A 26466-nucleotide genomic window follows, 5' to 3' on the forward strand; every position below is an offset into this window, starting at 1 on the left:
CGCCGTGTCTGGTGACTGATTTTCTACACGATGACGCTGGCTGCGCCGTCGCTGACTTCTGCAGGGTTAGGGGCGATACGGTGGGGCGATTCGCCGGCTCGGTGGATCTCCCACTGAGCCGCCGAGCTCGAAGCCAGCAACTGGGCGCCCTCGGCGGCGAAGGCTGCCGCCGCTTGCGTCGACACCTCGTCTGCTCCAGCTGGAACCACCCCGGTCACCGACGCCAACGCTGCCGCATCGGAGGTCACACCAATGCGAGCGTTGCCGCTCAATAGTGTGCCGATGTCGGCGATCGCCGCGCCGTGTGACTCTTGTTCCATTTGCCTGCTTCTTCTCCTTTATTTGCGCTTCGGACAAATCCTCATTTGGTTGTCGCCGAAACGGCCTGCCGGTGATCGCCTCCTGGGCTTGATTTCCATCAGCTCGGGTGATGCGTCGCTGGCAATGAAATAATCCTAACCGGGGCTTGGGGGTGCTGCGAACACTTCTTCTGGCGGCTCGATGTAAGGGGCCTGGATGACCTCTTTGCCATCGGGCGAGACCAGAAACGCCTGGCCGGGGGGGCGCCGCTTGACCTTGAACTCGCTGGAGGGGAATTCCTGCTTGTCGCCGGAAAGGAACATTGTTGGAGCGCCCGAACCGAATGCGGCACCGACGAACTTGTCCATGGTCGCCTTGTAGGCCTGGCTCATCTGGCAGGTCACAATGATGTGCAAGCCGATATCGGTCGCCGCCGGCAATAAGGGCGCAAGTGGCGCCATCGGGGGCATGCCCCCGGCAGCACCGACAATCATGTGCCAGTCGTCGACGAGCAGCACAACATCGAATCCGCTCCACCACGAACGCGAGCGCAGTTGAGACGTCGTGAGATCGGCTGGAGGCAGCCGATTCTTCAAGTTGGCGGCCAGGGCTTTGACGGCCTCGTCCAGCGTCGCGCTGTTGCGGTTGATGGCGCCGGCCGAGAGCAGGTGTGTGTCGGGCACCGCATCGAGGAGTCCAGAGCGATAGTCGGCGAGCATGAACCGCACCTGGTCGGGACTGTTTCGAGCGCAGATGGCGCGTGCGATCGCGTGGGCAATGGTGGTCTTGCCCGACTTGGCGGCACCGAAGATGAGCAGGTGCGGGTTGGAGTGCATATGGCTGTAGGCCACTTCCATGTCGGATTCGCGCAATCCGATCGGAATCTCCCAGCGGGTGCGGTAGTCGGAATCGGGCCCGGGAGGGTTGGGGTCCAGTTCGTGGAGGTGGATGCGTTCCGGCAGGGTTCGCACCGGAGGTGCCTGGTCCGTGTGCTGGGCTGCGATCTGCGCTACGCCCGCCGTAATCGCCTCCACCAGATTGTCGGCGCTGTGTACGCCGTCGAGCCGGGGCACCCCGATCATCAGGTGATGCTTTTCCATCGACACCGCCCGACCCGGGCGGTTCGCCGGGATCTCCCGGGTGATGCGGTCGATCTGGGTTTCGTTGACGTCGCCGAGCCGGAATTCGATCTTGGTGCCCAGGTAGTCGCGGACACGTGATTTCAACTCCGTCCAACGCGGTGTGGACAGGATCGTGTGCACACCAAAGGACAGTCCCTGTGCGGCCAGATCTTGGACCTGCCCTTCGAGGTCGGGAAACTCACTGACGAAGGCGGGCCATCCATCGATGATCAGGAATACATCGCCATAGGGGTCGGAGGCGACAGGCTGGTTGGGGTCGTCACGCAGCTGGCGATACATCGCGATCGAGCCGACCCGGTGTTCCTTGAAGGTGGCTTCCCGTTGTCGCATCACGGCCTGCATCTCCGCGACCACCCGGTGGACTTTGTCGGGTTCGGACCGGCCCGCGACTCCGCCCACGTGGGGAAGGTTCTCCAGATAGATCAGGCCGCCACCACCGAGGTCGATGCAATAGAACTGGACCTTGCGCGGCGAGTGCGTGGCGGCGGCCGACATGACCATCGTCTGCAGCAGTGTCGACTTGCCGGTCTGGGGTGCACCGCCAATACCGATGTTTCCGCCGGCGCCCGATACATCGACGCCCCAGACGTCCTGCAGGTGACGGCGTGGTTCGTCCATGATTCCCAGCGCGAAGCGAAGGGGTTGTCGCCGATCGCGGGCGATCAGCTCGTCGAGCGGGGTCGGATCAACCAGTGGTGGCAACCACATCTTGTAGGCGCGTGACTCGACGGTGCTGAGCTGGTCAAGGATGACCTCACGCAACGTCCGTACTTCAGGTTCGGCAGTCATGAGCGCCGCTCCCTTTCGTTGCTTCGTGCTGCAGCACCGCCGGCGTGGATCATGGTGTCAGCGCTTCCTCGAGGACCGGAGCAGCGGTGAACTCACGGATCTGCAAGGCTCGCTTGGCGAATTGGGTGCTGGGTCCGCTGCCATCGCCGTTGGTTTCAGCGGTCGCCGGCGGAACGTATGGCCCACTGATATAGAGCGTGCTGAACTTGATGGGGTCCTCCATACCGACCCGGAGAAAGCCGACACCGCTTTCCTTGTTGGTGATGTACTGGGCTTCCGGCGTTCCGATCACCGCTTTGGATTCATGAGAGCTGGTGGTACGCAACGCGATGCGATACGTCAGGTTGGGTTCGAGCTTGTCGATGCGGACACCGCCGGTTTGTAGTGACTGGGTGGCCAGTAGCAGGTGCACCCGCAATGATCGCCCGACTCGGCAAATTCGGTCGAACAGGCCGATGAAATCCGGGTGACTCTGCAGTAGTTCGGCAAACTCGTCCACCACAACGAAAAGTGTCGGCAGCGGCGGAAGGTCGGCGCCGCGTTCGCGGTACTTCTCGTACTCGGCCACGCCGGACAGCGCGCCGGCCGCGCCGACCTTCATCCCCGCCTGACGCAGGATCGACTGGCGGCGGTCCAGTTCGCCGGTCAGCACCTCACCCATCCGGCTGACGAGTTCGGCTTCCTCGGCCATGTTGGTGATGACAGCCGCGGTGTGCGGGAGCTTCTCCATCCCAAGAAATGTCGAGCCACCCTTGAAGTCGGTGAGCAGCAGGTTCACCTGATCGGGGTGGGTCATCGCCACCAACGACAAGATCATGGTGCGCAGGAACTCGGACTTGCCTGAACCGGTGGTGCCGATGAGCATGCCGTGCGGCGCGCCGCCGAACTCCGCACCCTCCTTGATGTCCAGGTACATGACATTGCCGGTCTTGAGTTCGTGACCGAACGGAATCTTGAGCCGGTCTCGATCAGTGTCGGTGTACATCCGCCAACGGCCCGGGGTGATGTCCTCAACGCTCTTGGCGTTGACCAAATGATGGAATTCGGTCGCTACCTTCTTCTGGATGCGTTGGGTCTTGTCGAGGATGGTTCCGGTGATCGACCATCCGGCCAGCTTGCGGGCGAGGCGGGTGGCCTCCTGCGGCGTCATGCCGTCGGCGGCCGAGGTCACCAGCCGGAACTGCTGCCCAGGCAGCCGGTCGTCAGCGGTGCCGTTCTCGGCCACTCTGATGCGGTAGGCAGACCCGCGATGGTTGCCCAGCGTGATTACCGTTACCCCGGCCCTGCCGTCTGGCGGGAAGCCCGCCTTGCCGCCGGTCAGATCGAGGACCACGACGTAGGGACCGGTGGGGAGGGTTTCGGGCGCGTGGGGTCCCCGGGCGGCCAGGTCGGCGAGGCCGTCCGGGTGCGTGGAGATCATCCGGACCGGCCCGGCCCCGTCGGTTTCGGTCTGGTGCTGGACGTGTGGCAGCCATTTCAACCAGGACCAGTCGGGATCCTCGGGGTCCTCGGTGAGGACGCGGATCTGCAACAGGTCGGGCGGATGGAAGACCGCCAGGTGGCAGATCATCGCGGTCAGCAGTCGATCGGCTCCCGGTCGATCACCACCGATCGCGATCGTTGGGAAACTGCGCAGCTGCACGAGTTTCGGACAGTCGCGGATCAGCCCGTGGGTACGCAGGAACTTGACCACCCACATGTGGCTTACCGGCTCGAGATAGGGCTGGGGGGCCGCGGTGCTGGCCGCCAGCTCACCGCCGACCGCCGGCTTCAATAGCCGGTCCACCGCCGGCTGGTCGCCGATCCCGATGCGGGCTGCCGCATAGAAGTCGCTGTTGGCCGGCCTTGACCACTGCCGCTGGGTGCCGACGATGGAGAGAAGATCGTCGGGATGGGGCGCGTGGTAGCCGAAGAACGAAACCTGGGAGGTGGCCGACGTCGTTACGCGGCCGCGCAGGCCGGCGAGATACCGCAAGTACTCCTTGCGGTCGGCATTGATCTCGGGCACCTTCTTGCTGCCGCCGCCGCTGCCCCCGGCGAGTGTGCCCACCATAATCACGATCATTATCAGGGGCATCATCAGCATGTATGGCGATAGCTGTCTGGTGCCGCCGGCCACCATGATCACGATCATGCCCAGCATCGCGCCGCCCATGACGTAGGGCAGGATTTTCTGCACGCCCGACGGCGGGATGTCGATGCCGAGATCCTCGGGTGGGGTGAGGCTGATCTCGCCCGGGGTGAGTCGGGGGCCACGGGTGATGGTTGGGGTGAATTTCTTTGTCGTCATTGAGGTGCTCCGGGTGTCCCAGCTGGAACTTTTCGGGGATTTGGGTCGGAGGGCAACGTTTCGTGCTCGAGCAGAGCGGCGTCTTTTGATAACACCGGACCGTCCACCAGGAGGCGAACGATCTCCCACGGTGCGGTCTTCGGCATGCCCAGGCCCAGCGCCTTGGCCGCGTCGGCGTCGGGCACCCCGTAGCGCACCCCTTCCGGGTCGATGTAGTACATCGATTCGCCGTATCGGGGATCGGGTGACTGCAACTGAATAAATTTCCCGCCGTCGATATAGACGGTTGACCTGCCCTGGATCTGTTTGAGGCCGGTCTTCATGGCCGAGGGCGGGATGGGCAAGTGGCGTCCGGTGAGAACCGTTGTGTTGGGGGCCTGGTCCCCAGCGCTACGTTCCCATTCCCAGCACAAGACTGGGTCGTCGGGCCGGGACATGAGGTTGAGGGTCTCGTTGGGCAGCGGTGATGCGTAAACCCGTTCGGGGATCCTGACGACCAGGCTGGGCACCACCGCGGGCGGCGCCACCAGCCCATGAGACTGAGTGGCGCGCAGTGCCGCGGCAGTGGTGCCATTTACCGCGGCGATGCCGTCGGTCAGCACTACGTAATATTGCGGTCCCTTGTCGGTGTGGATTTGAAACACCGATCCGATTACCAAATCTTCCGGAAGCCCGAGGGTGTTTGGCTCTCCGGCGGCGGGGATGGGTGGCAATTGCCAGGGCCCCTGGCCGGAAGCGCATTAAACATTCCCTCGGAAATGGGGACCGTCTGGGCGGTGATGGGGATGCCCACCGCCGATGTGAGCGCACGATCGTTGAGGTCGATCGAGTGGCGTCCCTTTGAAGTGACGATCCAGGTCTGGCCGTGATAGTCCGCCAGCATCGCCTCGTTGGGCTCGATCGGATCGATCGCCGCATCGATCCCCAGCGGCATCACGAGCAGCGATGTCTCGACCGAGGCGGAAGCGGTACCCGCCCGGCTGACGGTGTCGCAAAGGGTCCAGGTTGAAGTAGTGCCCCCGGAAACCGGGGTGGCGTAGGGGGCGCCGGGGATTCCGATGGTTTGGCCCAAGGGCAACTGGCTCAATTCGGAGGACTTGACGGTGACCGGGGGTGGCAGGGCTGCCCAACACGAGGCGCGCCGAGGTCAGGTTGTAGACAGGGTGCAACTGCCCGGACAGCAGTACATAGAGCTGGTTGGTCGCGCGGTCGGTCAGCAGGTTGCTGCCACCGAGTTTTCCAGCTGGTTTGAAGTAGGCCAGCAGGCCGGCACCGGCCAGGATCAACACGGCGACAACGATGCCCAGCGCTATCGAGCGGCTGTAGAACTGCAGCGGATCATCGAACATGCGGGTGTCGCGCCGCACGATGGCATGCTCGACTCGGCGAAGCAGGAAGCGCCAGCCGCTTACCTGAACCTTGGTGGTCAGGCGAAGCCCCATGTTTCACTCTCTCATATTGAGGTGTGCATGCACCGTGGCGATTGCCTCGGCCATGTCCGCGCCGTCGATCTCTTGCAGTCTGTCCACATCGAGGGCCTCGATGTCGAGGCCCTGTGCCAGCCGCATGTCACGGTACTGCTCAGAGGCCTCAACCAATTGTCGCGCATATCGGCCGTTGCCGGCGATGTCGAGAGCGGGACGGCCGCGCAACGTGCGTTCGTGCAGCGTTTTGGCCGCCTGCAGGAGTTCATCCGCGGCAGCCGTGCTCAGCGTCGAGTCATTGCCAGCCGCAATGACTTTCGCGATCTCGAGGAGCTCTTCCGGGCTGTAGGTGTCGAATTCGATACGGGTGGCAAATCGCGAGCGTAGCCCCTCGTTGGTTTCCAGCAGCCGATCGATGTCGGAGCTGTAACCGGCGATGATGACCACTAAGCGATCGCGGTCGTTCTCCATCCGGGCTAGCAGAGTATCCATCGCTTCCTGGCCGAACGGGTCGGTGCGTCCGTCGCGCTCCTGCACGAGCGCATAGGCCTCGTCGATGAACAGCACGCCACCTAGAGCCTGATCGATCGTCTTGGCGGTCTTGACTGCTGACTGGCCCTCGTACTCGGCAACGAAGTCTTTACGCGACGTCTCGACCAGCTTGGGTTCAGCGATGACGCCGAGCCCGGCCAGCATGTTGGCGACCACCCGCGCGATCGTGGTCTTCCCGGTGCCAGGGGGCCCGGTAAAGATCATGTGCTTGCTGGGCTGTGCAACTTTCATGCCTTTAGCTTCGCGGATGCGAGCCATCATGGTTGCCGCGCGGTACCGCTCGAGCTGGCTTTTTACCCGGGACAATCCGATTTGGCGGTCGAGTTCTTCTTGGGCTTCGGCCAACAGCTTTTCGCGACCGGAATTGTCGGTTACGACGCTGGTCGGATCCCATGGATCCGAGCGGGACGCAATCTGCTCGGCGTTGGTTGTCTTGAGCCGGTAGGACGGATCCTTCAACGCAGCAGAGACTTTCGGAGCCGGATGCGTGGTCTGCAACCACTCCAGCAGTGCCACCGCGGCTTCCTCGTTGCCCGCGCCGCGCCGCGCCATGGCCAGATACCACGCGATGGCCTGCGCGCAGGCTTCGCCGGCCGGTGAGTCATTGGCTTCGGTCAGTCTGCGCTCGGCTTCGGTGAACAGGCCAAGGCTGGCCGCCGCAACCCCATGGGCGACGCTGGCGGCCCCCGCCAAGAACTTGTCCGGCCACTTCCCGGCACCCTTGACTTCATCGATAACGTCGGTCCAGCGCTCGGCCGCGCCGAAGATGACCGCCTTGAGCCACGACACCAGATGCTCCGAACCGGTGACCGCGCCAGCCTCGATGGCCTCCATCGCGTCCGCGTAGTTGCCCTGCGCCGCTTCGGATGCGGCGAAGCCCATGGTGATGGCCAGGGGCGAGGTAACGGGGTAGGTGATGTCTCCGTACAAACCACCTATGGGGACCCTTGCGTTGAGGATGCTCATCGAGATCTGCGCCGTGCCAGCCAGCTGACCGAAGTTGCGCCGCGAGTACCAGGCACGGAACAAAGTCACCCGGTCGACATCGCCACACCGGATCCGGCCGACCCAAGCATCGCACGCTGATTCGTCATAGTTTGTGATCTCGGTGAATAGGTCCATGGACCTTGACTCCGACAGCGGAAGCATGCTGACGGCACTTTCGAACAAACCGGTCAGGCGATCAGTCATGTATCACCGTTCGTTGTAACGAGAGGTGTAGTCGACCTCGTAGCGGGTGGCGAATACCTCGGCTTCGGCCGCTTCTGCTTCTTCCGGCGTCGGCAAGTTGAGTGTCATACCGACGAACTCGCGCAACAGCGCACCTTCTTCTTCGGTCTCGTCGCTCAGTTCGCTAGCCATGGCTTCCACCATGAACGTGTGTTGTGCGGCGCGCGCCTTTTGGCGGGCCAGATCAGCGATGACAAAGATCTCTTCGGCCAGAGCGGATTCCGACATGTTCGCAGCCTTGTCGGTCACCGTAACTCGCTGGGCGATGCCACCCATCATGGTCGTGACCGACACGCTCCCTTGCGGGTTGGTCACGGTGAACATCGCGATGTCGGGCTCTTCCTCCTTCTCGGTCAGCCCGTGAAGTGCATCCAGGTCGGCTCCGGCATGCTCGGTTTCCTGGGGCTCGGGGGGCGCGTACTCGTCGAGTGCACCGAGTCCAGAGTCCTCAGACGTACCGCCGCCGGAGAAATCTAGGGCGCCGAGATCTTGGTTGTAGTCGTCGTTCCCGGGCAGGTCCACTGTGGCGTCCCTTTCTGAACTCGTAACGGAGAGGATTAAGTCAACCTCGGGTGGTGGCGTCGGCGCGATCCAACCACGAGCCTGACGGAAGCAGTTCGAGCAGGCTGTCAAGCGCCCGCTGGAGATTCTGCGCGGTACCGGGGAGGAAGCTGCCGTACAGTTCCCCGCCGACTTGACGGGGAAGCGAGACAAGCCTGCCATGTGCTGAATCCAGGACCCCCGCGGCGGCCTTGGTGTGGGTGGTAGTGCCGCCCGGATGGCGTTCGCTGGCGACGATTTCCACCCAGCTCTTCGGGTTGGTGACGATCTCGGTGTAGAGGCGGGCGGTGGTCGGCGTGAGCCCATATCGGGTCAGCTGTGCGGCGTTGGTGCACTCACCCAGTTCGCTGGCAATGCCGGTCAGCGGTTCGACATTGGCGGGTTCCGCGGTGCCCAGCACGGCAGTCACCATGCCTGCCAGGCCGACCCGCGGAGCCACCAGCTGCAGTACCAACATGTCGCCATCGCGAGCTGCGATGACATGTCTTTCGCCCGTGCGGCATACCACGAACCGCACCATCACACCGCCAACGTCGCGGCGCCACCAGCGGCCTTCCAAGGTGCGGTCCGCCCTGCTGAGAGTGTCGACCATCGCCGCGACCGCCGGATGCGGTTGGCCATTGTGATACAACACGCCCTGCGCAGTAAGGTCGCGCGCCACCTGGTCCCAGACGATCTCTCGCAGATCCTCTTGCGGGATGTTCGGCCGGATCCCAAGCGTGACAGGGAAATCGACCAGGTGTAACCGGTCCGCGATCACCAGCATGCCGTCGATGGTTACCTCGACTCCGACGACATCGTCACCGGTGCCCGCGCGACCGGTAGCGAGCGGACCGGCCATATCAGCCAAAAATCTTGTCGATGATGCCAGCGAGCCCTTCGTCGGAGTTCAGATAGGCGCCAGCGGCCGAGATCAGATTGTTGGCCAACTTGCCCGCGACGCCCTGCAGGCCTGTCCCGGCGCTGTTGCGGGTGGTTTCGAACTCGACCAGCGTGTCGTTGAAATTCGAGGTGAATGAGCCGTGGGTCACCTGCACCCGCGAGCCGATTCCACTCACGACGTTGGTCGCCGATTTGAGTTCGCCGACGATCTCGTTGTGCATGCCCGCCAGTACCTTCAAGAATGAAGGTACGACGTTCAGTAGTCCTGTCATGGGGGTAGACCTTTCCTCTACGTCTAACTTTCTACTCGCTATGGCTTTGGCTCGCTATGGCTTTGGTAGGCCAGTGAGCCGCCACCGGTTACCCGGACTAGAGGAGGGTCCCCTCGTTGCCTTGCCTGGTGTTGTTTCCCCCGTCGATGGGAGCACGTTCCGCACCGGCGCTGCCCGCGGCCGCACCGTCTTCGTCGTCTTCCTTCTTGTCGCTCACCAGGGTGGCCTGTTGACCGCCTTGGGAAGCCTGCGACGAGATCATGCTGGCCTGCTGGCCCGCCATGCTGCCCAGTTGGCCAGGTCCGCCAGCGGCCGAGACCAGGTGTTGCAGCTGGCCCATCGTCGCGGTCAGCGAACTGACGTTGGGCAATTGGGCGAAGCCGAGCAGGTTGGAGAAGCTCAGGGTGGGCAGCCCGGCAAAGCCACCCAAGAAGTCGGGTAGGGCCGCCAAATCTGTCCAGGTGGGCAACTTGCCCCAATTGCCGATCCCGGAGAACAGGTCACCCAGGCCGGGCAAGCCGGGGAACAGGTCCGGGATGCTCGGCAACCCAGGAAGGCTGGGGAAGCCGGGGAAGCCCGGGATGTTGGGGAACGGGAAGTCGATACCGGGGATACCCGAGGTCGGCGGGAACTCGAAACCGGGGAGCCCCGGGATCGGCAAGTTCCAGTTCGGAATGTCGATCTTGGGAGGCCAGGTGAACTCGGGCAGGCCCGGGATGTTCGGCAGACCCGGGATGCGAAGGTCGGGCAACTTGGGCGGCCACAGGCCGTCGATGATGCCCAGGATGTTCGGGAGCAGGCCGCCTATCAGCGATGGCAGGCTGGCCAACATTTCGACCAACCTGCCGAGCAGGCCCTTCAGGTTGGTCAGGTTCATCAACGTCATGATGGTCAGGTAAAGCAGCGCGCCGCCGACGGTGGCCATCGCAATGCCCGACATCGGCAGGGCGAGCCCCCACGACCACAACCAGCCGAGTATCGGCACCTTTTCGAGGCCTTTGCAGACCTTGTAGACGCCGTCGATCATCTTCTTCATCGCGCGCAGCACGTCGCGGGTGTTCGACACATACTCGGCCTGATTCGAAATCAGGTTGCCGGTCAGATAGTCGACGTCACCCATCACCTTCGCGCGAAGTTCTTGAGCGATGTTCTGGTTCAAATAGGCGTCCGCCGCCTGGCCGAGCCAGTTGGTGCCCGGTATTGCCAGACCCATCTTGTCGGCGATTCCTTTGAAGAGCGTCGAACCGGTGTTGAAGATATCGCCCGGGTCGGGGATGCCTTCTCCAAGTAAAAGCAACTGACCCCAAATGAAATTGCTTGTTGTCTTGCAAAGACCGCTTCCCTTTGGCACCATTCGTGGAATTCCTTACACTCGCTGTTTCGTGCACTGTCTTTTTGTGTGCACCTTTGGTCTGTACATTGAGCTTAGCAGTGCTCCGACCGTGGTCGACGCACGAATTTCTTTGTAGTGCGGGCATTTTCGCGCGCACAGCACCAAGATCCGCATGCTCGAATACCGGGGTAACGCGAAGGTCCCCGGTCGTTCGGACTCGAGCGATTCAAGGTGAGTTGCCACTGGGCACCAACCTCAATTGATTTCACGGATGAGCGCTTCAATAGCCTCGGCGGCTTCGGCATGCAAAGCTTCCTCGGCTTCCGCGCGGACGATCAATTCTTCGGTCACTCCGGCGGCTTGCGCGGTTTCCGAAGTGGACAGATTCGCCCGCCGCCGGGCGGCATACAAACGCTGCGCCAGTGTGGCTCCTGGTGCGGTTGCGCTGAGCGTCATCAATTTGTCGTGATATCGCCGAACAGCACCAAGCGCCTTGATCAGCTCCGGTGTGATGCGGCTGATGCGGGTCGCCTGGACGGCGATGCCCTCGAGCTGGCGCAAATCAGCAAGGATCGGTGCGGCCCGCTCGGTGAAGTCAGGTTCCTCGGGTGCGGGCAATGCCGCGATCGCGAGGCTGCAGGTGTCGACCGCGGCGGCAACCGCCTGCGCAATCAGCGACGCTGGGCCGTCGGAGGTCGGCGCCTCCACGCTGGCTTCGGGAGCGGGCTCTGGCGTAACGGGCTCGCCCTGGCGTATCCGCGCGATGGTTCCCGCGGGCCACTGCAGGACTTCTTCCAGCTTGGCGCGGGTGCGTTCGCGTGGCCAGCTGCGGCCCTTCTCGAACGCGATAAGTGCGCCGGCGTTGATGATCCCGTCGGCTGCCAGGCTGCGCTGACTGATGTCGAGCTCTCGGCGTCGTGCCGCGGCGGCGGCCCCGGCGCGAGCCACACCGGGATCAGAATCGTTGGTCTGAGAGTCCGATTGCTCGGCCGGTCGCTGTTCACGGCTGTCTTCTTCAGGCGAATTCGAGGGCCTGACGACTTCGAACGTCAACGCCTTGCCTCCAGTGGGATCGCCGAACCGGACAATGGTCTTGTCGTTGACAGCCACAGAACTTTTCCGTGTTCCGTCGACGAACATACCGTTTGGGCTGTTGGTGACGATCCGCCGCTGCCCACCATCGGAAACCGCTCGCACATCTGTCTGCGATAACACGGGATCATCCAGTCGTGCGTTGGTCAGCGCGCCGCGGCCGACGGGTCGTTGACGGGCCGGCCGAGCAGTCGATTCGGCGTCGGGCATGTACGCCGATTCTTCGCTCGCGGCTACTGAGGCGGGTGGTAAGGCCCGCGTTCCGCTGACCAACATCCTAACCGTTGCACCCTTCCATTGGTATGCCTTCGCTACGTTTCTTGAACGACAGCCAGCGGGGTTCTGAGGCGACCGTAGTCTGGTTAAACCGGACCACCGCTACGTTTGATCCTACCCCGAAGCATTGCGCAGTGGAACAGTTTCTGTCCGGAAGGGCGCGCTTCTGGGCTGGTGGAGCGCCGTGTCGCCCAGCCGATTGACAGGTAATTACCGCTGGTTATGCCAGCTTGGATGCTTATCATGGCTCAGCTCGCAGCGAAGTTGTAGCAGGTGGGTGCGTAGCCCCGCATCAGGAACTGTTGCACTGCAACGGTTAGTGCTATACGATCCCCAGGCAGAGGTTACAAACCTGCAACGCTTTTGCTTTATGGAGGAACGCTTAGATATGACTGCAACTGCTCTGTACGAGATTCCGCTGGGCGTTTGCACACAGGACCCCGATCGTTGGACGACAACGCCCGACGAGGAGGCCAAGACGCTGTGTCGCGCATGCCCGCGTCGGTGGGCGTGTGCGCGGGACGCGGTTGAGTCGCCGGGTGCGGAGGGACTTTGGGCGGGTGTTGTGATTCCGGAAGCAGGCCGGGCGCGGGCGTTCGCGTTGGGCCAACTTCGGTCGCTGGCAGAGCGCAACGGTTTCCCGGCGCGCGAGCGGATCACCGCCCAATCGGCATGATGCCCGGCCGCGTCCGCCGCTGCTGCGAGGGGTCTGCGGCGACGCCGTGGTGAATTGCCACGTAGGCAAACAGCGCGAGAAATTCAGCGATTTCTCGCGCTGTTATGCATTCGAGCATCCAGCGGACCAGACGCTCTAGGTCTCAGACGCTACGTTTTCGGTGGGACGGGGGTCTTCGTCGGCAGCGGACCGCGCGGCGAAGTGCCCGGTAATCGTTGCGGCGATTTGCAGAAACTTCAGTCGCGTTCCCGGCTCCAACTCATGGCTCACATCGATAACACCGCCGGGGCGCAGATGCGGATCAAAAGGCACCTCGACAACCTGCTGTCCATGGTCGACGAACTCGCGCGCAAGCACTGAACGCGTGCGCTTGTCGGAATGCCCGTCCGAATCGTTGAGCACCACGACGCTGCGCCGTAGCAAGCCGCTGAGTTTGCGGTCTGCGAGCCATTCCATTGTCTTGGCGGCCGCCGAGGCACCGTCCGCCCAGGGGGAGGACACCACGATAAGCGCATCGAGGTCGCGCAACACTTCCTGAGTTAGGGGCGCGTCCATCGTGGAGCCGCAGTCGATGATCGAGATGGCGAAATGGCGGTCGAGTCGTAGCGCCGCTTCGCGATAAATCGCAGGGTCGAGTAACCGGCGACCACCGACGGCCGCCTCGCCGGGCAAAACGTGCAGGCCCGCAGCGTTTCGGCCCAAGCGGGCAACCACATCGGCGAACGACGCCAGATTCCTATCGGCGGTCAGGTCCCAGAACGAGCCACGCGCGGTGGGATCGATCCTGCTGCTCAACCGGCCAAAAGCGGTATCGGCGTCGACCGCCACGATGCGGTCCTGCTGTCGCAATTCGGCCAGGAGTGACCCGATGCTGGCAGCGACTGACGTCTTGCCGACGCCGCCCTTGCCCAGCACACCAACCTTGTGGGTGCCGCGCAACGGGGCTCGAATGGCCGCTTCGAATTCGGCGGCATCGCGCTGCGCCGCCGATGGGCGTGGGTTGATCAGCCCAAACGACGCGACTCGAATGATATGTCGCCAGCCGTGGTCGGTGGATGGAGGCTCGCCGGGGGTGCGCGCCGGTGTGGGCTCGGCCCCAAGGCTTGGCGGTGGAACCTTCGGCGTCGGTTCGTGTGGGGCAGCTTGTGGCGGCGAGTTGTGCCCGGTGGGTGGATGTGCCACCGGTGGGGGCGGCGGCGCCGGGACCGAAGGTGGCGCCGGTGGCGGCGGGGGATGCGGGTTGGCCCCCCGCGGTGGAACGGGTGAAGGCTGCGGAGTCGGCGGACGGGGCGGGGCGGGCCGAGGTTGGTGAGTGGGCGCTACCGGAGGGCCCGACGCGTCCGTCGCCGTCCAGTACATACCGGAACGCTGACGAGACCGACTCGCGTCGGGAACGCTGGGCTGGTCCGGCCGGACCCGGTCTCGCAGAAACTCCTCGCGTTCGTTCATGGGCTCCTCGGTCGCATCAGACTGCCAATGCCAAACACCGACCAGTATCCAAGCATCGACTGGCACTCTCGCCGGCCGGCCGGTTTGGCCCGACACCCCCGTGAACCGCTGTGTTGCCCGGTTCGGGGGCTTGTGCCCTGAGGCGGCCGATTGGCCTCGTTGGGTCCGGGCCCGGCGCCGGACCTGCCGTATTGCGCCATCAAGTCCTGCGTGCGTGCAATTGCAAGTCGACGATTCGCAATATATCTCCGGTCCGGAAAGTTCCTGCTGGATGCCCCCGAAAAAGTGGGCAATGATTTAGCGCGTGGGCAGAACGCAGAGCACCTGGTGGCCTATTTCACAAGCCAATTCGCGTTTATGTCCTGGAATCTAATTCTGGTTTATTTCAGAAGGTAGTTCTGAAATAATCGTGCCGGAATTTGGTGCGCGGACCATCGAATTCAGCGACGATTATAGCTATAGCACGATGAAGGAGTTTCGGCATGTCGCAGCCGTGGATGCTGGCGGTGGATCCCAGCGAGATCGTGGCCAGGGCCACCGAGGTGGAAGCCCCGATCGCTGATCCGCCCGGCGGTGCGGTGTTGGCCGCGTGCGCCCTGGACCCGGCGGTTGCGGGGGCCACGCAGTTGGCGTTGTCGGCCGCGAGCATGCGTGCCTATCTGCAGTCGGGCGCCCAAGCGCGGCAACGGCTTGCGCAGTTCATGAGGGATGCGGCCAAGGCCTACGAACAGATCGACGAAGGCGCGGCAACGGCTTTGGGCACCGACGGCCACGGCATCGGAGCACCGCCGGTACCCGCGGGTACGGACCTGCCCCTGCCCGCGCTAGCCGACACCCCCACCGCGCCAGCAGCGCCTCCGTCTCCATATACCGGTGTCAAACTGGCCGCGATCAACCTCAACAAGCCCGACCAGGGTGTATCGCTTAAGCAGTTCGCCCATGACTGGAATGCCTACAACCTGGCAATTCAGCAGGCCCTGGGCCGGTTCCGTGACTTCGAGAATTGGGAAGGTGAAGCGGCCACCGCGGTGCAGGCCGCATTCGATCAACACCGGGACTGGCTGCGCCTGATGGCGCGGTTGAGTACCACGATGGCCAAACAAGCCTCAGGCCTCGAACAAGCCCACCACTGGGCCATTGGCCAACACCCGGCATTGGCGGATATCACCACGCTAGAAGAAGTCCTTCGTGACCCCAGGGTGCCCGATAAAAAACCGTTTATGAAGGTCTACGCGCAATGTCAGAAGAAATCCGAGGAAGTGCTGACCGGATACGCCAACAGGACAATCACCGAGCCCGTGCAACCACCCCGACCACCGGCAGCCCCCACCCACAACGACCCCAAACCCCCACCCCCGCTACCACCGCTACCGCCTGGCGGGGACCCCACACTGCCCTTCACCGGCACACCACCGATGCCGACGATGCCGTTCACCCCACCACCCGCCGTAACCCCCGACACCACTGAAGCCGCCCGCGCCGCGGCCACACTCGCTACCGGCCCCACCGTCAAACCCGCCGCACTCGACGGGGGCGCCAGCGCCGCCATCCCCTTGACCGCCCCCCTGGGCGCGGGCCCCACACCCCCGAGTGCGCTAGGCGCCCTGGGCCCCGGCACCACCCCCACCGGCCGCCCCCTGGGCACGGGCCCCATGGCAGGCATGCCCCTAGGGCGTGTCTGCTTAATGTGAATGGTGTTTTGGCTGATGCTGTTTGGGTGATGCGGACGCATGCGATTTCTGATGATTTGTGGTCGCTGATCGTGGCGGTGTTGCCTGCGGGGCGGCGGCGTGGCCGGCCGTGGAACGATCATCGACGTACTCTGGAGGGCATTATCTGGCGTTACCGTACGGGATCTCCGTGGTGTGACCTGCCCGAGCACTTCGGTCCCTGGCAATCGGTGGCCGAGAGGCATCTACGCTGGTCGGTCGATGGCATCTACGCGCGGATCTTCGCGGCGATCGCCTCTGACCTCGACGCCGAGGACGCCGACCTGGGCGCACTGTTGTCGGTCGATTCGACCAGTGTGCGCGCCCACCAACACGCAGCCGGAGCGCGCCCGGGCGCCGCACAGGGGGATCTGTCGAATTACAAGAAATATCTCGATGAGCCCGATGACCACGCCATTGGGCGTTCCCGCGGCGGGCTGACTACCAAGATCCACGCCTTGACCGACCAGCTGTGCAGTCCGGTCACCCTGGCACTGTCGGCCGGTCAAGCCGGTGATAATCCGATGCTTTGGCCATTGCTGGCCGCCCGGTGCAGCAACTCATACGCCCCGTTTCGCCTGCTGGCGGACAAGGCGTACTCCTATGACTCGACGCGGGCACAGCTGCGCCGGCTCAAGATCGCCCATACCATCCCCGAGCGCAGCGACCAGATCACCCGCCGCAAAGCCAAAGGCCGCAACAGAGGACGGCCTCCGGGGTTCTCAGGCCGAATCTACAAGCACCGCAACACCGTCGAGCGAAGCTTCAACCGGCTCAAACACTGGCGCGCGGTCGCCACCTGCTACGACAAATACGCCCTGACCTACCTCGGCGGTGTCACCCTGGCCGCCATCATCACCTACCACCGCGTCCGCAATTAGCAGACAGGACCTAGGCGCCAACAGCCCAGCCCACACCACCAAAACCAAACGCACCCAGCAAGACGACCGAGCCCTCTACACCGAACAACGCCCCTGGACCGAAGCACTCATCGGCCCCGCCCGACCCCACCTCACCACCACAACCACCACGGAGCACAAACCATGAACCTCGACCCCACCGCCGCACACCTGCTCGCAGGGCTCACCCAATTCCACACCGCCCTGCAAAACCGCTTCCACCAAATGAACGCCGGCAACTTCAAAGCCTCAGACAACACCCACACCGTCGAGGTCACCCTCAACGGATACAACTGGCTCACCGGCATCCGCATCCAAGACGGCCTCCTCAAACAACTCGGCTCCCAAGGCGTCGCCCACCGCGTCAACCAATCCCTCCACAACGCCAAACAAGCCGTCCACGCCTACGACAACGCCGCCAACCACACCCTGGCCACCACCCTGGCCACCCTCGCCACCGCCATCAACCAAACCCACCCCTAACCACACCAAACCGAAAGCGACGCAACACCGATGAAAAGCGAAGTTCAGCCGATGAATGACATGTTGACGTTGCAGCCCGACGTCGTGAACCGGCTTGCCAGCGGGCACGACGCCACCGCAACAAGTCTGCGGGCAGCGACGGCGGCGCCCGCCGGGATCGGTGCGACAGTCGCCGAGACCCACGGCCCATTCACGTCGACCTTCAACAATGCACTAAGCGCCTACGAGGCAGTCCGCGCTAGCGCGGGGCGAGCCCTGGAGGGGGTCGCTGATGGGCTTTCCACGAATCTGACCCGTGCCCTCGCCTCCTACGCCGATACGGACCAACGTGGCGCCGAGATTCTCGATGCGCAGATTGACAACTGATGTTCCCGCTCGGCGCGTGGTCAGACCACGCCGAGGCCCAAACCTCGGGCTAGCTTCTCGCCACGCCCGCAACCCATCTCAGAAAGGCATGTCATGACCGACCAGCCCGGGTACGACGCCCATAACTATCTAGCGGGACTGGGTTTCTCCGGCCCCGCAACCGGAGAGACCGAGTCCGCCATCGACGCGTTGCTCAGCTACGCACCGACCCAACCCGAGGACCCCGGATCCGACATGTCAGCAATCCTTGGGGTGATCGAGGAGGACAAGAACGATGAGTGCGAACTGTTCACGGTAACCAATCCTAAAGGGAGCGTTTCGGTGTCGGCCGTCATGGGCGGAGACATCTACCGGGTCGAGCTGTCGGACAAGGTCGACAACATGTCCGAACCGAGGCTTGCCGAGGAGATATTTGTTCTTGCGGACCTGGCCCGGCAGAAGGCGCGGGCCGCACAGCACGCCTTCATGCTCCAAGGCATGAATGAAGTGAACGACGCAGAACAACGCGCCGTGCTGCGCGAAATCGTTGAGAAGACAATGAACTTGCCGACGCCCGAGCAGGCGGCCTCGGCAGAAGAAGAGGTGTTCGCCACCCGATACAAGAACGACTTCACTGCAACAACTGGCTAGTCCCGATCGCCGCCCGTGAACCAAGGCTTGGACGGGCACAGTTGCGGCGGCCCGACCGAAGAGGCCAGGCTATACCGTCGCAGAGATCGGGCAACGCAGCCAATTCGTTTTGTCCCGGTACAAGTCAGCCAGGTCTAGTGAATTTGGGACCATGATGGGCATGGTTGGCAAAGCCTGTCAGGTCAGTAGGCGCTGCCGGTGGGGGTGGGTTTGGGTGTCCAGCGGTGCGCGTTCACTGCTGCTGGTGGTGGCTGCGGTGGCGGTGTCGGGGGTGTTGGTGGCGTCCTCTTGGTTGAGGTGATCGGCCGGGGTGGTGTGCTGTTGGGCCGGTTGGGTGGTGGCGCTGGTGGGTCCGGCGAGGTTGGTGAGTTGGCTCAGGGTGGTGCTGAGTTGAGCGATCGTGGGCAGGTCGGCCAGCATGCTGGTTGGGTCGGTCAGGTTTGTGGGATCGGGCAGGGTTGGCAGGCCGGTCAATTCGGTGATGGACAGCTGCGGTGCGCCGAAGTCGGGGAACCCCGCGCCGGCCCTGGTGGCCAGGTGAAACTCGGGGGCACCGGGTAACTCGGCCAACGTCGACTGCAGATCGGGAAGCTGCGGTGGGGTGGGGCCGGTGGCCTCGGTGAGATCGAACTCCGACAGGGAATGTATTGGTGGAAAGGTCATTTTGGGCGAACTGGGAACTGTGTCCGCCCCGGTGGTCAGGGCCGCCGCCATGGCGCTCAATAGCTGCGTCGCCGCTTGCACGGCGCTGGCATTCTGCGACGTCGTGGCCGCCAACACGCCCAGGGCGGTAGCGGCCGTAAACACCGCCATAGTGCATATGGGTATTGCGATATGGAAGGACAGGATTTGGCCCTCGGGCCCGTGCAGCTCCAAGCCAATGCAAACCACAAGCAAGACCAAGACAATCCAAATTTCCGCCGATAGCAGGTCGCGTGCCCGCTTCACGGCGTCGGCCTGGGATGACACCAGCTCGCCGGTGAGCCGGTCCAGATCAGCGATCAGCGTGGTGTGTTGGGATTGGGCGAGGTTCTTGGCCCCGTAGGCCCGCGCTGCGTTGCCCCGCCAACCGCCGTCGGGATCAAGGGTCGCGATCTGGGCGCTGACACCGTCGAACATCGATCCACTGCGGTCCAGGGATTCGCCCCGGGATGGGCCGGCCTCTCCAAGCAATGCCAGTAGGAGGCCGAGGATGCCCTCGGTCACCCCGCAAACAACGCTTCCTCGACGCGCCCAAGGGGAATTGTCGGGCGCCCCCTCCTGCGCCGGCGGCGGATTTCCGCCTCCCTCTTGGATTTCTTGGAAGTTCTGCAGATTTTCATCTCCGCGTACCCATCGCGAGATTTGCTGAACCAAACGCTGAAGTTGACTGAGATACATGGGATGAACGTTCCTTTCGGGCCCACGTTGTGCCGGCCGCCCCCAGTTATTGGTGTGGCCTGTTGGGCTCACACGATGTGGTCTAGGTCCTGTCTGCTAATTGCGGACGCGGTGGTAGGTGATGATGGCGGCCAGGGTGACACCGCTGAGGTAGGTCAGGGCGTATTTGTCGTAGCAGGTGGCGACCGCGCGCCAGTGTTTGAGCCGGTTGAAGCTTCGCTCGACGGTGTTGCGGTGCTTGTAGATTCGGCCTGAGAACCCCGGAGGCCGTCCTCTGTTGCGGCCTTTGGCTTTGCGGCGGGTGATCTGGTCGCTGCGCTCGGGGATGGTATGGGCGATCTTGAGCCGGCGCAGCTGTGCCCGCGTCGAGTCATGGGAGTACGCCTTGTCCGCCAGCAGGCGAAACGGGGCGTATGAGTTGCTGCACCGGGCGGCCAGCAGTGGCCAAAGCATCGGATTATCACCGGCTTGACCGGCCGACAGTGCCAGGGTGACCGGACTGCACAGCTGGTCGGTCAAGGCGTGGATCTTGGTAGTCAGCCCGCCGCGGGAACGCCCAATGGCGTGGTCATCGGGCTCATCGAGATATTTCTTGTAATTCGACAGATCCCCCTGTGCGGCGCCCGGGCGCTCCGGCTGCGTGTTGGTGGGCGCGCACACTGGTCGAATCGACCGACAACAGTGCGCCCAGGTCGGCGTCCTCGGCGTCGAGGTCAGAGGCGATCGCCGCGAAGATCCGCGCGTAGATGCCATCGACCGACCAGCGTAGATGCCTCTCGGCCACCGATTGCCAGGGACCGAAGTGCTCGGGCAGGTCACGCCACGGAGATCCCGTACGGTAACGCCAGATAATGCCCTCCAGAGTACGTCGATGATCGTTCCACGGCCGGCCACGCCGCCGCCCCGCAGGCAACACCGCCACGATCAGCGACCACAAATCATCAGAAATCGCATGCGTCCGCATCACCCAAACAGCATCAGCCAAAACACCATTCACATTAAGCAGACACGCCCTAGTGAGGCGTTGGCGATGGATCCCCAGCAGCGGTTGTTGTTGGAGTGTTCTTGGGAGGCGTTGGAGGACGAGGGGATTGATCCGGTGTCGTTGCGGGGTTCGGTGACTGGGGTGTTTACCGGGTTGATGAGTTCTGATTATGGGGCGGGGCGGGTGTCTGGGGATTTGGGGGGTTATGGGTTGACGTCGGCGGCGGCGAGTGTGGCTTCGGGGCGGGTTGCGTATTTGTTGGGGCTAGAAGGTCCGGCGGTGTCGGTGGATACGGCGTGTTCGTCGTCGTTGGTGGCGTTGTATTTGGCGGCGGCGTCGTTGCGGTCGGGGGAGTGTGATGTGGCGTTGGCGGGTGGGGTGACGGTGATGGCCACACCGGCAACATTTGTGGGGTTTTCTCGGCAGCGGGGATTGGCGGCTGATGGGAGGTGTAAGGCGTTCGCGGGGGCTGCGGATGGGACGGGGTTCTCTGAGGGTGCTGGGGTGGTGGTGCTGATGCGGTTGTCGGAGGCGCGGCGGCGGGGCCTTGCCGTGTTAGGGGTAATCGCGGGATCGGCGGTGAATCAGGATGGTGCTTCTAATTGGTTGACCGCACCCAATGGGCCTGCGCAGCAGCGGGTGATCGAGGCGGCGTTGGCTAACGCGGGGTTGACCGCTGCGGATGTGGATGTGGTGGAGGGCCACGGGACGGGCACCACGTTGGGTGATCCTATTGAGGCGCAGGCGCTTTTAGCGACTTACGGGCAGGCTCGCCCGGCCGATCAGCCGTTGTGGCTGGGTTCGATCAAGTCGAATATGGGCCATACTCAGGCCGCGGCGGGAATCGCTGGGGTGATCAAGATGGTGCAGGCGATGCGCCATGAGCTGATGCCGGCGACATTGCATGTGGATGTGCCTTCCCCGCATGTGGATTGATCCTCGGGGGCGGTGTCGTTGTTGACCCAGCCGCGGCCCTGGCCGGCGGTGGATGGCCGGCCGCGTCGGGCGGGGGTGTCGTCATTTGGGATCAGCGGCACCAATGCGCATGTGATCGTGGAACAGGTTTGCCCTGAGGTGGTGGCCGAAGCCGTTGATGTGTCCCCGGATTCGCTGCCGTGGGTGGTTTCGGGCAAGTCGGAGGCGGCGGTAGCCGCGCAGGCAAAGCGGCTACTCGCTGCCTGGTGGCAGCCCTGGCCGGGGTGCGGCCGCATTCGTCAGACATCGAATTTGTCTCGACGGTGATCGGTGCGTCGGTGGATGGCGCTTCGTTGGACGCCGACTACTGGTATCGCAACATTCGGCAGACGGTGCGCTTCGATCGAGCGGTGCGTTACTGCCACGAGCAAGGGTGCCGGACCTTCGTTGAGGCCAGTCCCCATCCGGTGTTGCTGGGCGGTATCGAAGAATCGCTGGCCGAGGGGATCGGGCGGCCCGATTCCGCTGGGGTGATCGTGATTCCGACATTGGGCCGCAATGAAGGCGGCGTAGAGCGGTTTTGGATGTCGCTAAGCCAGGCGTGGCTGGCTGGGGTGGGGGTGGATTGGTCGGCGGTGTTTGCGGGCTCGGGTGGTTGGCAGGTGGAGTTGCCGACGTATGCGTTCGCGCGGCGGCGGTTTTGGCTGGACGGCTCGGCCAACGCCACCGATGTGGGCGAGGCGGGGCTGGTAGCGGCTGGGCATGCGTTGTTGGGTGCGGTCGTTGAGCAGTCCGATACCGGTGCCGTGGTGCTGACCGGACGGTTGTCGTTGGCGCGTCAGCCCTGGCTGGCCGATCACCTGGTCGGCGGCGCGGTGCTGTTCCCCGGCACCGGATTCGTGGAACTGGCCATTCGCGCCGGTGATGAAGTCGGATGCGGTGTGGTCGAGGAGTTGACGCTGGCGACGCCGTTGGTACTCAATGCCGGCACCGCGGTACAGGTGCAGGTGGTGGTGGCTAGTGCCGGGCAGTCGGGGCAACGGTTGGTGTCGATGTACTCCCGCGCGGACCAACCCGATCAGCATTGGGTGTTGCATGCGCAAGGCAGTGTGGCACCCGCAGCGGTGCAGCCGGCCCCGGCCGCCTCGGCCGAGCTGTCGACCTGGCCCCCGGCCGGTGCAGAGGCGGTCGATATCGGTGTCCTCTATGAACGGCTGGCGCGACGAGGCTATGGGTATGGCCCCGCCTTTCAGGGACTTCGCGCGGTCTGGCGGCGCGGCCGCGACGTCTTCGCCGAAGTCGGCCTGCCCAACGACGAAGGCCTGGACCTGACCGACGTCGGGATCCACCCAGCACTGCTGGATGCGGCATTGCACGCATGGCTGTGCGTGGGTGGCGACGGCGAGGCGACGGTGCTGCCATTTTCCTGGCAGCACTTGTCATTGCACGGCTCGGGCGCTTCGCGGCTGCGAGTTTGCATCGCGCCGGCTGGACCGAGCGCGGTATCGGTGGAGTTGGCCGATGGTGCGGGTCTTCCGGTCCTATCGGTGGGTTCGCTAACTACCCGCCCGGTTGGCGCCGCGCAGCTACGGGCCGCGATGTCAGCGGGAGGCGATGGCACCGGCCGGGAGCTGTTGAATGTGGTGTGGACGCCGATCACGTTCGAGCGCGACAGCGTTCAGCGCGAAGGCGAACGCCGGGTGGTCTCCTGGGATGACTTCCTTGCCGGGCGTTGTGCCGCTGCGCGGGACCTTGACGGGGACGTTGCGGTTGTGTGGCAGTGGGAGTCCGGCGGCGCGGAGTCGGTGGTGAACACGGTGTATGCGGCCACCCACCGAGTCCTAGAGGTACTGCAGCGCTGGTTGGCTGACGACCTGCCCGCCGTGTTGGTGGTGTGTACGCGGGGGGCGATGGGGCTCGCCGGCGAAGCCATCACTGACCTGGCCGGGGCCGCGGTGTGGGGGTTGGTGCGGTCGGCCCAGACCGAACACCCGGGTCGCATTGTGCTGATCGACACCGACACATCGATGGCCCTGCCCACGGTCATCGGCGTAGGGGAACCGCAGTTGGTGGTGCGCGCGGGTGATGTGTACGCCGCCCGGCTTGCCAGAGGCAGGGCGGCGCTGCGCACACCGGACGCGGGCCAAGGGTGGCAGCTGGCCGCCACTGGCGGGGGCACCTTTGATGACGTCGTGTTGGAGCCGTGCCCGCGGTCGGATGAACCACTGGCGGTGGGCCAGGTGCGGGTCGCATTGGCTGCGCTTGGGGTCAACTTCCGGGACGTGCTGGTGGTGTTGGGGCTGTATCCCGGCAACAAGCCCACCCTCGGCGGCGAGGGCGCCGGGGTGGTGGTCGAGGTCGGCCCGGGAGTCAGCGGGCTGGAACCCGGTGATCGCGTCCTGGGACTGATGAGCGGCCGTTCGGAGTGTGTGGTTGATCAGCGGCTGTTGGTTCCGATACCGGCAGGGTGGTCGTTTGCCGAGGCGGCCAGCGTGCCGATCGTGTTCCTGACGGCCTTTTACGGGTTGTCGGATCTGGCGGGGCTTCGTCGTGGAGAGTCGGTGTTGGTCCATGCGGCCACCGGCGGGGTGGGCATGGCAGCGATTCAACTGGCGCGGCTATGGGGGGCGCGGGTCTTTGTGACTGCCAGCCGCGGCAAGTGGGACACATTGCGCGCAATGAATTTTGACGATGATCAAATCGCGGACTCCCGCACGTTGGAGTTTGAGGAGAAGTTCTCGGCGGCCACCGGCGGCCGTGGAATCGATGTTGTGCTGAACGCGCTTGCGGGAGAGTTCACCGATGCCTCGCTGCGGTTGCTGGCCGACGGGGGGCGCTTCATCGAGATGGGTAAGACCGATATCCGTGACGCCCAGGAGGTTGCTCAAGAACATCCTGGAGTCAGCTATCGGGCATTCGACCTGGCTAACGAGGTTGCGCCGCAACGCCTTGGGCAGATGCTGGCCGAATTGATGACGCTGTTTGCGGCCGGGAAGCTGCATCGGCTGCCGGTCAAGACCTGGGATGTGCGGTGCGCTCCGCAGGCCTATCAGTTCGTCAGTCAGGCCCGTCATATCGGCAAAGTGGTCCTCTCCGCACCAACGGAACTGCGCGATGCGCTGGCGGCAGGCACGGTATTGATCACTGGCGGCACCGGGCTGGTCGGCTCGGTGTTGGCTCGCCATTTGGTCAGTGCCTACGGCGTGAGGAATCTGGTGCTGGTCAGCCGCATGGGTGAACAGGGCGCGGGTGTGGCCGAGCTGGTGGATGAGCTCTGCGAAGCTGGCGCCCGCGTGCTGGGGGCCGCTTGCGACGTGGCCGATCAGAGTGCGGTGGAGAAATTGATAGCCGGCTGGGGCCGGGAGTATCCGGCGCTAACTGGGGTCATTCATGCGGCCGGGGTGCTCGATGATGCGGTAATCACCTCGATGACACCGGATCGAGTCGATTCGGTGCTGCGGGCCAAGGTCGACGGGGCGTGGAATCTACACCACGCGACTCGTGGTCTCGGGCTGTCGATGTTCGTGTTGTGCTCCTCGATTGCGGGGGTGGTTGGGGCTCCCGGTCAGGGGAATTACGCCGCGGCCAACGCGTTTTTGGATGCGCTCGTCACAGACCGGCGCGCACACGGGTTGGCGGGCGTGTCGTTGGGGTGGGGGTTATGGGAGCAGGCGAGCGGCATGACCAAACATCTGCGCGGCAGCGATGTGAGTCGGCTCAGTCGCGGCGGGTTCGCGGCGATATCCGCCCAGCAGGCGCTCGATCTATTCGACGCCGCGCTGATTGTGGATCAACCCACAGTACTGGCCGCCCGTCTCGATCGCAGAGCGTTGGAAAACCCGGCGCTCAATGCCGACTTGCCGAACCTGTTTAGCGACTTGATTATTCGTCCCATGCGGCGCAACGTCGATAACGACGGCACACCAACGGAATTGGCGCTCATCAACCGCTTGAACATGATGACCCCGGATGAGCAGCACGACCTGCTGACCGAAGTTGTGTGTACCCAAGCGGTGATGGTGCTGGGCCGGCTCAATGCCGCCGACATCGACCCAAACGCTACCTTCAGCGACCTCGGGTTCGACTCGCTGACAGCTATCGAGCTTCGCAACAGGCTCAAAACCGTTACCGGGCTGACTTTGCCGCCCACTTTGATCTTCGATCACCGAGCCCCGAGCGCGCTCGCCCAACACCTCGGCCAACAACTGTGCGCCACCCATCAGCACGAATCTCACAACGCCTTGGCGCCCGCCTATTCTGAGGACGAAAAGCTGCGGTCCATCCTCAGTGCGATCTCGGTTGCCGATCTGCGAGATGCCGGCCTGCTGGACAAACTGCTACGCCTGCGGAAAGACCCCGATCGAAATCTCCGGGTGGACCGGGTGGACAACGTGGGAACCAAGCAGCAGGAACTCGAAGGCATGATCAACTCGTTAAGCCCCGAAGAATTGGTAGCGATGGCGCTCGCCGAGCCCTCCGGAGGCAATCGCATAGATAGCGGCTGTTAGCCCTCGGGCCCGATGCGATGCAACAACTGGGTCCGAAGTGCGCTCGCGGTCAGCTGTCGCAGCCGGATAGGGCGTGGCTCGATGCGGCGCGTTCGTCAAGGTCCCAGCCGAGCACCGACCGGCTTAGCGCGCTCAAACTCAGCGGGTCACAGTTGTCAGCCACCGGCGCTCGGGCAATAGGCCAGTCGACCCAAATATTTCCCCGCCACGTTTCCAAGTTTTCGCTGTGGTCAACGTCATCGGGGTGCAACCCCGACTTGAAATACATGTTTGCGTTGGGGGCGATGCCTTCAAAAAATGGGATACGGGGCAGCATGATCGTG

General features: G+C 63.8%; 18 protein-coding genes and 3 pseudogenes. 8 read left to right on the plus strand and 13 right to left on the minus strand.

Annotated elements, in window-relative coordinates; translation table 11 throughout:
- Window positions 1-23 precede the first annotated feature (23 nt).
- From G6N41_RS05140 to espM, 10 genes and pseudogenes are all read right to left on the minus strand, one after another.
- Entirely contained in the window at window positions 24-320 is a 297-nt protein-coding gene (locus G6N41_RS05140) for a PE domain-containing protein (RefSeq protein WP_198966781.1), read from the minus strand.
- Between the two features lie 135 nt (window positions 321-455).
- The gene (gene eccCb, locus G6N41_RS05145; protein WP_198966782.1) at window positions 456-2231 is read right to left on the minus strand and encodes a type VII secretion protein EccCb; all 1776 of its coding nucleotides are present in this window, start codon (window positions 2229-2231) and stop codon (window positions 456-458) included.
- 49 nt (window positions 2232-2280) lie between these two features.
- Window positions 2281-4521 carry a type VII secretion protein EccCa gene (eccCa, locus tag G6N41_RS05150; protein ID WP_198966783.1) on the minus strand — a complete coding sequence of 747 codons (2241 nt, stop codon included), beginning with the start codon at window positions 4519-4521 and terminating at the stop codon, window positions 2281-2283.
- A pseudogene (gene eccB, locus G6N41_RS05155) lies at window positions 4518-5963 on the minus strand (type VII secretion protein EccB). The gene eccCa and the pseudogene eccB overlap by 4 nt, the downstream one beginning before the upstream one ends.
- A gap of 3 nt (window positions 5964-5966) precedes the next feature.
- The gene (eccA1, locus tag G6N41_RS05160) at window positions 5967-7688 is read right to left on the minus strand and encodes a type VII secretion system ESX-1 AAA family ATPase EccA1 (protein WP_198966784.1); all 1722 of its coding nucleotides are present in this window, start codon (window positions 7686-7688) and stop codon (window positions 5967-5969) included.
- A gap of 3 nt (window positions 7689-7691) precedes the next feature.
- Window positions 7692-8249, minus strand: a complete 558-nt coding sequence (locus G6N41_RS05165) for a DUF2694 domain-containing protein (RefSeq protein WP_198966785.1) — start codon at window positions 8247-8249, stop codon at window positions 7692-7694.
- Between the two features lie 40 nt (window positions 8250-8289).
- Window positions 8290-9129, minus strand: a complete 840-nt coding sequence (locus G6N41_RS05170; protein WP_198966786.1) for an ESX secretion-associated protein EspG — start codon at window positions 9127-9129, stop codon at window positions 8290-8292.
- 1 nt (window position 9130) lies between these two features.
- Window positions 9131-9442: an ESX-1 secretion-associated protein gene (locus G6N41_RS05175; protein WP_198966787.1), complete on the minus strand. Its 312-nt coding sequence runs from the start codon at window positions 9440-9442 to the stop codon at window positions 9131-9133.
- A 97-nt stretch (window positions 9443-9539) separates the two neighbouring features.
- Window positions 9540-10793 carry an EspA/EspE family type VII secretion system effector gene (espE, locus tag G6N41_RS05180; RefSeq protein WP_198966788.1) on the minus strand — a complete coding sequence of 418 codons (1254 nt, stop codon included), beginning with the start codon at window positions 10791-10793 and terminating at the stop codon, window positions 9540-9542.
- Window positions 10794-11030: 237 nt separating this feature from the next.
- The gene (gene espM / locus G6N41_RS05185) at window positions 11031-12077 is read right to left on the minus strand and encodes an ESX-1 type VII secretion system transcriptional regulator EspM (protein WP_198966789.1); all 1047 of its coding nucleotides are present in this window, start codon (window positions 12075-12077) and stop codon (window positions 11031-11033) included.
- A gap of 454 nt (window positions 12078-12531) precedes the next feature.
- Between espM and G6N41_RS05190 the strand changes: the two genes are divergently transcribed.
- Window positions 12532-12819: a WhiB family transcriptional regulator gene (locus G6N41_RS05190; RefSeq protein WP_012396937.1), complete on the plus strand. Its 288-nt coding sequence runs from the start codon at window positions 12532-12534 to the stop codon at window positions 12817-12819.
- A gap of 135 nt (window positions 12820-12954) precedes the next feature.
- Here the strand turns inward: G6N41_RS05190 and G6N41_RS05195 are convergent, their stop codons facing one another.
- Complete coding sequence (locus G6N41_RS05195) at window positions 12955-14268, minus strand: MinD/ParA family ATP-binding protein (protein ID WP_198966790.1); 1314 nt, start codon at window positions 14266-14268, stop codon at window positions 12955-12957.
- Window positions 14269-14750: 482 nt separating this feature from the next.
- Between G6N41_RS05195 and G6N41_RS05200 the strand changes: the two genes are divergently transcribed.
- From G6N41_RS05200 to G6N41_RS05225, 6 genes are all read left to right on the plus strand, one after another.
- Window positions 14751-15959 (plus strand): PPE domain-containing protein, encoded by a 1209-nt coding sequence (locus G6N41_RS05200; RefSeq protein WP_231608830.1) that lies wholly within the window; start codon window positions 14751-14753, stop codon window positions 15957-15959.
- 26 nt (window positions 15960-15985) lie between these two features.
- Window positions 15986-16858 (plus strand): IS5 family transposase, encoded by an 873-nt coding sequence (locus G6N41_RS05205; RefSeq protein WP_407663778.1) that lies wholly within the window; start codon window positions 15986-15988, stop codon window positions 16856-16858.
- Window positions 16812-17024: a hypothetical protein gene (locus G6N41_RS05210; protein WP_198968091.1), complete on the plus strand. Its 213-nt coding sequence runs from the start codon at window positions 16812-16814 to the stop codon at window positions 17022-17024. The genes G6N41_RS05205 and G6N41_RS05210 overlap by 47 nt, the downstream gene beginning before the upstream one ends.
- The gene (locus tag G6N41_RS05215) at window positions 17021-17359 is read left to right on the plus strand and encodes a secretion protein EspL (protein WP_198966791.1); all 339 of its coding nucleotides are present in this window, start codon (window positions 17021-17023) and stop codon (window positions 17357-17359) included. Before G6N41_RS05210 ends, G6N41_RS05215 begins: the two co-directional genes overlap by 4 nt.
- Window positions 17360-17410: 51 nt before the next feature.
- Window positions 17411-17725 (plus strand): ESX-1 secretion-associated protein, encoded by a 315-nt coding sequence (locus G6N41_RS05220; RefSeq protein WP_020731127.1) that lies wholly within the window; start codon window positions 17411-17413, stop codon window positions 17723-17725.
- A gap of 93 nt (window positions 17726-17818) precedes the next feature.
- Window positions 17819-18355: a DUF2694 domain-containing protein gene (locus tag G6N41_RS05225; protein ID WP_198966792.1), complete on the plus strand. Its 537-nt coding sequence runs from the start codon at window positions 17819-17821 to the stop codon at window positions 18353-18355.
- Between the two features lie 177 nt (window positions 18356-18532).
- On the opposite strand, the gene G6N41_RS05230 is transcribed toward G6N41_RS05225, so the two are convergent.
- Both G6N41_RS05230 and G6N41_RS05235 read right to left on the minus strand, forming a co-directional pair.
- The gene (locus tag G6N41_RS05230; protein ID WP_198966793.1) at window positions 18533-19735 is read right to left on the minus strand and encodes an EspA/EspE family type VII secretion system effector; all 1203 of its coding nucleotides are present in this window, start codon (window positions 19733-19735) and stop codon (window positions 18533-18535) included.
- Between the two features lie 96 nt (window positions 19736-19831).
- Window positions 19832-20702, minus strand: a pseudogene (locus G6N41_RS05235) (IS5 family transposase).
- A gap of 45 nt (window positions 20703-20747) precedes the next feature.
- Here G6N41_RS05235 and G6N41_RS05240 point away from each other — a divergent pair.
- Window positions 20748-26143: pseudogene (locus G6N41_RS05240) on the plus strand (SDR family NAD(P)-dependent oxidoreductase); the annotation flags it as partial.
- Window positions 26144-26466 lie beyond the last annotated feature (323 nt).

Origin of the sequence: Mycobacterium shottsii (assembly GCF_010728525.1) — a bacterium.
In the GTDB taxonomy this organism is placed as follows: Bacteria; Actinomycetota; Actinomycetes; order Mycobacteriales; family Mycobacteriaceae; genus Mycobacterium; species Mycobacterium marinum.